The 6,000-nt window shown below is 59.1% G+C and carries 6 protein-coding genes; 1 reads left to right on the forward strand and 5 read right to left on the reverse strand.

Going from position 1 to position 6,000, the window contains the following annotated elements; genetic code table 11:
• Positions 1 to 355: 355 nt before the first annotated feature.
• From IF803_RS35600 to IF803_RS35620, 5 genes are all read right to left on the reverse strand, one after another.
• The gene (locus tag IF803_RS35600) at positions 356 to 967 is read right to left on the reverse strand and encodes a TetR/AcrR family transcriptional regulator (RefSeq protein ID WP_080583573.1); all 612 of its coding nucleotides are present in this window, start codon (positions 965 to 967) and stop codon (positions 356 to 358) included.
• Between the two features lie 43 nt (positions 968 to 1,010).
• Complete coding sequence (locus tag IF803_RS35605; RefSeq protein ID WP_461195437.1) at positions 1,011 to 2,537, reverse strand: class I adenylate-forming enzyme family protein; 1,527 nt, start codon at positions 2,535 to 2,537, stop codon at positions 1,011 to 1,013.
• The gene (locus IF803_RS35610; protein ID WP_038388116.1) at positions 2,534 to 2,968 is read right to left on the reverse strand and encodes a Zn-ribbon domain-containing OB-fold protein; all 435 of its coding nucleotides are present in this window, start codon (positions 2,966 to 2,968) and stop codon (positions 2,534 to 2,536) included. The genes IF803_RS35605 and IF803_RS35610 overlap by 4 nt, the downstream gene beginning before the upstream one ends.
• A 1-nt stretch (position 2,969) precedes the next feature.
• Positions 2,970 to 4,127 (reverse strand): thiolase family protein, encoded by a 1,158-nt coding sequence (locus IF803_RS35615; protein WP_461195438.1) that lies wholly within the window; start codon positions 4,125 to 4,127, stop codon positions 2,970 to 2,972.
• A gap of 252 nt (positions 4,128 to 4,379) precedes the next feature.
• Positions 4,380 to 5,291, reverse strand: coding sequence for a dihydrodipicolinate synthase family protein (locus tag IF803_RS35620; protein WP_461195439.1), 912 nt, complete (start codon positions 5,289 to 5,291; stop codon positions 4,380 to 4,382).
• Between the two features lie 135 nt (positions 5,292 to 5,426).
• On the opposite strand from IF803_RS35620, the gene IF803_RS35625 reads away from it, so the two are divergent.
• Positions 5,427 to 5,882, forward strand: a complete 456-nt coding sequence (locus IF803_RS35625; RefSeq protein WP_461195440.1) for a CoxG family protein — start codon at positions 5,427 to 5,429, stop codon at positions 5,880 to 5,882.
• The last annotated feature ends 118 nt before the right edge of the window (positions 5,883 to 6,000 follow it).

Raw genomic sequence — 6,000 nt, forward strand, 5'->3', positions numbered from 1 at the left:
TCGTTTCTGGTGCGAAACTGGTGCGGTTGGCCGAGCTTCCGATCCCGACCGCCGAACGGCCTGGCTCGTAGGTTCGACTTCCACTCTCTCCGCCAGCTCCTTTGCGCCCTTCACATCAACGACATACCGCGGACCTGCCGATCGGCATCGTTCGACGGGCCGCGCGTCGCGAATCCAGTGCTCGCCGCCAGCGCTCAATGTTCCACGAGTGGCGGCACCCATCACGCCGGTGGTGCGGCCGCGATCGGCCTCGCTCCAGCAGCTGCCAGCGCAGATCCCGACCAACGAACAGGAAGCCCTCGCGCCGGAAAGCGCGAACGCGAGCCGCGGTGCCGACCAAATACGGATGTGCAAATTACGGCTTGTCGAGGATCGCGTCGATCATCCTGTTTATCGCCTCGCGCGCATCCATCCGCATTCTCGGATTGGGCTTGACCAATTGCAGAATGACATGACCATGCACCTCGACCAGCATCCGATCGACGGTCTCTTCGACCGGTAGGTCGCCACGGATTTCGCCGAGCTCCTTGCCTTCCCTGAAGAGCTTGATCCAGAACCGGCGCTGCTTGTCGAAGCGTCTGGTTTGAATCGCCTGAATTTCAGCGTCGCGGGTGCTCATTGCGACATAGTTTATCCAGAATCGCCACCAGCGCTCCTTGGGCGACTGCAATGCGTAGGATAGAGCAATGCGGCGAAGCTGGGCAGCTGGCGAGCCCTTATACTGATCCCAGTCGTCCGGCAATTCATAACCAGATTCCAGCGCAGCGGCGATCAATGCTTCCTTGCTGCGAAAATGGTACGTGATGGTGCCCAAACTTACCTTGGCAGCATCGGCAACTTGTCGCATCGTGAGATTCTCGATCCCTTGCTCCGCAATGAGATCATACACCACGCCGGCAATATGCTTCTGCTGCAATTGCCCGCGGGTTTCAGGCGGAGGTGTCCGTTTGAAGGAATTGACGCTCATTTGCGTTGTTGCGCTCGTTCGTTAGGTAGCCACGCTTGGCGTGTCAGTGTCGTAAGCGGAATAGCGTCCGCAACTCAGTCTTGATCACCTTGCCGGTACTGTTCCTCGGCAATTCGCGCAAGAACACCACGTGCTTCGGCTTCTTGTAGCTTGCCAGCTCAGAGGCGCACCATCGAATCAATTCGTCCTCGGTGAGCATCACATCCACCTCAGGCTCGATGAACGCGGCAACGGCTTCTCCGTAAACGTCGTCGGGGACGCCTACGACGGCGGCGTCGGCAACCCCGCTATATCGGAGCAGCACTTGCTCGACCTCCTTGGAGTAGATGTTGTATCCGCCGGATAGCACCATGTCTTTCTTGCGGTCGACAATATAGAGAAATCCATCCGCGTCGAAACGGCCGATATCGCCTGTCTTGAACCAGCCTTCCTGGAAGGCGTCTCGCATCGCCTGCGGTTGATTGAAGTAAGTGCTGAACAGCAGATATTGTCCGGGTAACCCGCATCTGACCCAAATCTCGCCTGCTTCGCCGGTGTTGACCGTCTGTCCGTCTGCATCGACGAGGCGCATTTCGACGCCGGGAGTGACGCGACCGACCGAAGCCCCATGGTCGAACTGTTCGTCCGGCTTGAGCATCGCCAGCGAGCCGGCCTCCGTCATTGCGAAAAATGAAAATATCTCGAGCTTCGGCAGCGCCTTTAGCAAACGCCGCTTGATCTCGGCTGGAAAGGCCTCGCCCGTTGCGACCAGCACGCGCAATGAACCGAACCGGGTCGGTTCAGCCTCGATGACGGGCAACATCATTCTTCCGACGGTCGGAACGATCGAAATCAAGCTGATCTTTTCGGCCTCGATCAGTTGCATCGCTTCATTCACGTCAAAGCGCGGCATGATATACAGTGTCGCGCCCAACACGGCCATGTTGCCGACCCGTGCAAATGCCGTGCGATGCGCAAGCGGCGTCGTCACGACGATGCGATCATCGGGCGACAGCTTCCAATACATCGCGTTCAGGAAGCCATTTCCGACGATATAGTTCGCCTGCGTGGTGACGACGCCCTTGGGGTGTCCAGTCGTACCGGACGTGTAGGAAATCATGCAATCGTCGTGCTCGGAAGGCAGTTCAATTGGTTCCGGTTGACATGCGAGCATCGACGCAATGGAAAGTTCAGTCGGGTCGTCGGAAGGCCCGACCACGAAGCGGCGGACGGCGCCTCCACGGCAGATATGATCGACCACTTCACGCTCGCCTTCGCTGAAGAAGACCGCGGCTGGCGCCGCGTCCGCAAAGATGGTCGCAATCTCGTTGGTCGACAATCGCATGTTGATCGGCATCGCCAGCGCGCCACTCTTCACGATCGCGAAGAACACTGTGACGAACTCGCAGCAATTGGGCAGGCACATTGCCACCCGATCACCGATAGCAACGCCCGACTTCCGCAGTGCGGTCGCTATTCGATCGCTGTCCTCGTACAATTGACGAAACGTCACGCGGGTCTCGCCGCAGACGAGTGCGGCTTTGTCAGGGAACGCCTGCGCTTGCGCGGCCAGATAAGATGCAAGCTTCACGGCGCGACCCGTACAGGAGCGAAGTCGGGATAGACGGTCTCGTCGTTTAGCCGGTCCCAGCGAACCTCGACCGGCATGCCGATGACAACTTCGTCTTCTGAACAATCGACGAGATTGCACAGAAACCGCACTCCCTCCGCGAGGTCGACATAGGCGCACAGGTAAGGCACCCGCGCCTCATGACCGGGCCAGGGCGAGCGCGTTACCGTCCACGAATAGATTGTGCCCTTTCCCGAGGTCTCGCGCCATTCGATCGTATGTCGGCCGGTATAGAGACTAATCGGCCGTGGATAGTGCTGGTATCTTTGCGTCTGTGTGCAGAACTGCAGCATGAGCTTGCCGCGCTTGGCCCCGCCCCAGAACTCCTTGGTATCGAGATAGGAGCCGATCTTCGGCAGCGGACGCTGGGGCTTGATGTTGTCGTCGATCATATCATTGCTCCAGGATCATCACGCCGGACGTACACCAGTTGCGCGCGTAGGGAATGCCGCCGATACCGGTCACCATGGCGTTCCGAGTTCTCTTGATTTGACGCGGACCGCCGTCACCAAACATTTGCCGAACGGCCTCAACTAGATTGAGCCCGCCGCCCGCGAGACCTGGTTGACCCGCAGATATCTGACCGCCTCCGGTGTTGAGGGGCAAATCGCCCTTGAACGTCATGTCCCGGCTCAGGACAAAATCCGCACCCGTACCCTGTGGGCAGAAGCCGATCTGCTCAAGCTGCAACATGATGGCGATGATGAAGTCGTCGTATGGATGAAACGACTGGATGTCCGAGGCTTCGAGCCCGGCCTGCTTGAGCGCCCGCGGGCCGGCCTCGAGAAACCCGGAATCCATGATTTCGGTCATCGGCTCGGTCACCTTGTAGTGCGTCCTTTCCGCGTAGGCCGTCGGATAGACCGCCTTGAGACCCCGCCTCGTCGCTTCCGCTGCCGACATCACCAGAACGGCATTCGCACCGTCACAGACCATGACGCTGTCCAGCACGCGCAGCGGGTCGGAGACCAACTTCGAATTCAGATAGTCGTGCTCGGTCATCGGCTTGCGCAGGCGCGGACAAGCATTGTCATTCAAGATCGAATGCTGCCGCTGGGTGACCGCCAGCTTTGCCAATGCGTCCCTGTTCAGGCGGTAGAGATGGTCATAGCGGCGCATGATCATGCCGAAGGCGCCGACAGGTCCGCGCAAGCCGGTTGGATATTGAAACTCGTGCCGCTGGGCACCTTGCTCCGGCGTCGTACCACTGGATTGCGCGTCTGCTGCAAGAACCAACGCAATCGAGCACATGCCGCCGCGGATCGCCATTGCTGCCCGCGCTACGCCGCCGATGCTCGATACGCCGCCCAATCCCATCAGTTCGAGCCAACTCGGCGAGATGCCCAGTACGTCCGCCATGTATTGCGCCCAAAATGGATTCGCGCTCTCGCTCATGGTCTCCGAAACGGAAAGCCCATCGATTTCAGACTTATCGACATTGGTCCGGACCAAGATCTCGTCGAGAGCGTCTCCCGCAAGCTCATAGGATGTACGCCCGGTACGGACATCTATTTTTGTTTCAGAGTACCCTACGATCGCAACGTCTCTCATGGCGCCCTCTATCTGTCGACAGCAAACTGTACATCTGTACGAATAATCGTACAAGTGTACAAATTGGATGCGGGCCGGCAGGACAGGCGACTGCTTCCGCGACATCCAGTGGGCCCGGTTGTTCGCCTCACCCTTCCGTCGAAGCGGGCGACCACGCGGATTCCGTTTCTGCGTTTGACGAGTGCCGGCGCAGACGGGCGCACGTAGCTCGGACGAGCAACGCGGCCAGCGAAAATGACTGAGATCGAACCCTCAGAAGGTGGGCGCGTTTTCAGAGACCGGTGTGCCGAGTTCACCAAACTCCCTCAGGATGTCGGAAACTTCGGCGCCTGCTGCTTCAGACAGGGGAGACTGCGGTTCAGCGGGCGATCCGACGTCGTATCCCTGCAAGCGAAGGCCATACTTGATGCAGGCTGCCAGGTTGAACCTTGCGAAGACCTCGTTGACGCGCCATAGCCGGCGTTGAAGAGCAGCCGCCTCTTCCCAGCGCCCGGCGACTGACAGATCATAAAGTCTGACGCTCGTGCGGGGCAGGATGCAGGCCGGACCTGCCATCCACCCCAATCCTCCCAACATCATGACGGCGACTGGAATGTGAGAAGAAGCTGCAAAGATGCCAAGTTGGGGGCATCGGTTCATGATTGAAAGGAGCCGCCCCGTGTTGTTGGAGGCGTCTTTCACGTACTGAATTTGCGGATGGTTGGCGAGGCGTTCGATAACGTCAATCGAAAAGTCGGTCTTCTGGAACTGGGGATTTGTGTAGATCAAGAGTGGCAAAGCGACCGAATCCGCAACGGCACGAAAATAGCTTTCGATTTGCCTCTCATCCAACGGGAAGTATGACTCGAGTACCAGGAGGATGCAGTCAGCTCCCAGTTCCTTGCAGCGCATGGCTTGCCGGATGGCCTCGCGAGTCGTCGTGGCTGCGACGCCGGCGATAACAGGCACCCGCCCTTGGGTCGCATCGGCAGTGTGTCGCACGACTTCGGCACGAGCGTCGGCATTGAGATAGGCATATTCGCCCGTCGAACCGAGAGCTGCGAGACCATGCACGCCGGCCTTGATCAGATCATCGCAAATGGCCCGTAACACGGGACCATTGACAGTCCCGTCGCTTCGAAGCGGCGTCGGAAGATAGGGAAACACTCCTCGAAACTTCGTCATGGACCGCTCCGCCCAGGTGCATCTGCCGCAAAGTATATCTATGTTGACTATTTGGTCAACTGAGGACATCATGCGGCGGAAACAATCTGGCCCCGGCTCTACGGAGGGGGTTGCGAACAGAGGAGATTGGTTTGCATGGCCATGACCATGAACGGCGAAGTCCAGCTTCCGGCGTCTCGCGAGGCGGTATGGGCGAAGTTGAACGATCCCGAGGTGCTCAAGGCGTGCATTCCCGGTTGCGAGGAGCTTGAACCGACGGACGACGGCGGCTTTCGTGCGGTCGCCAAAATGAAGGTCGGCCCGGTGTCGGCCCGCTTCAAGGGACGCGTGACGCTTGGCGATCTCGACCCGCCCAACGGCTACAAGATTTCCGGTGAAGGAGAGGGCGGAGTCGCCGGCTTCGCCAAAGGAGGTGCGACGGTGCTTTTGGTTGAGAAGGACGGTGGCACGCTGCTGACTTACAATGTCGAAGCCCAAATCGGCGGGAAGCTTGCGCAGTTGGGGCAGCGCCTGATCCTTGGCTCGGCCAAAAAACTGGCAGACCAGTTTTTCGGCAACTTTGCCAAAGAAGTACAGATCGTCGTCATTTGACGGGCCGATCACGCATTCCACGAACCGACGTCCCCCGAGACGATCCAAGAGGGCAGCGCGGCTCGACGCGGTGAGCAGCAGCTCCGGCAGGACCGCCAGTCTGCCTCTATGTTGACTA

It is taken from the genome of Bradyrhizobium sp. UFLA06-06 (genome assembly GCF_054820065.1).

Coding starts and splice junctions, on each gene's coding strand:
- IF803_RS35600 (WP_080583573.1), bottom strand. CDS start 967: ATGAGCGTCAATTCCTTCAAACGGACACCTCCGCCTGAAACCCGCGGG.
- IF803_RS35610 (WP_038388116.1), bottom strand. CDS start 2,968: ATGATCGACGACAACATCAAGCCCCAGCGTCCGCTGCCGAAGATCGGC.
- IF803_RS35615 (WP_461195438.1), bottom strand. CDS start 4,127: ATGAGAGACGTTGCGATCGTAGGGTACTCTGAAACAAAAATAGATGTC.
- IF803_RS35620 (WP_461195439.1), bottom strand. CDS start 5,291: ATGACGAAGTTTCGAGGAGTGTTTCCCTATCTTCCGACGCCGCTTCGA.
- IF803_RS35625 (WP_461195440.1), top strand. CDS start 5,427: ATGGCCATGACCATGAACGGCGAAGTCCAGCTTCCGGCGTCTCGCGAG.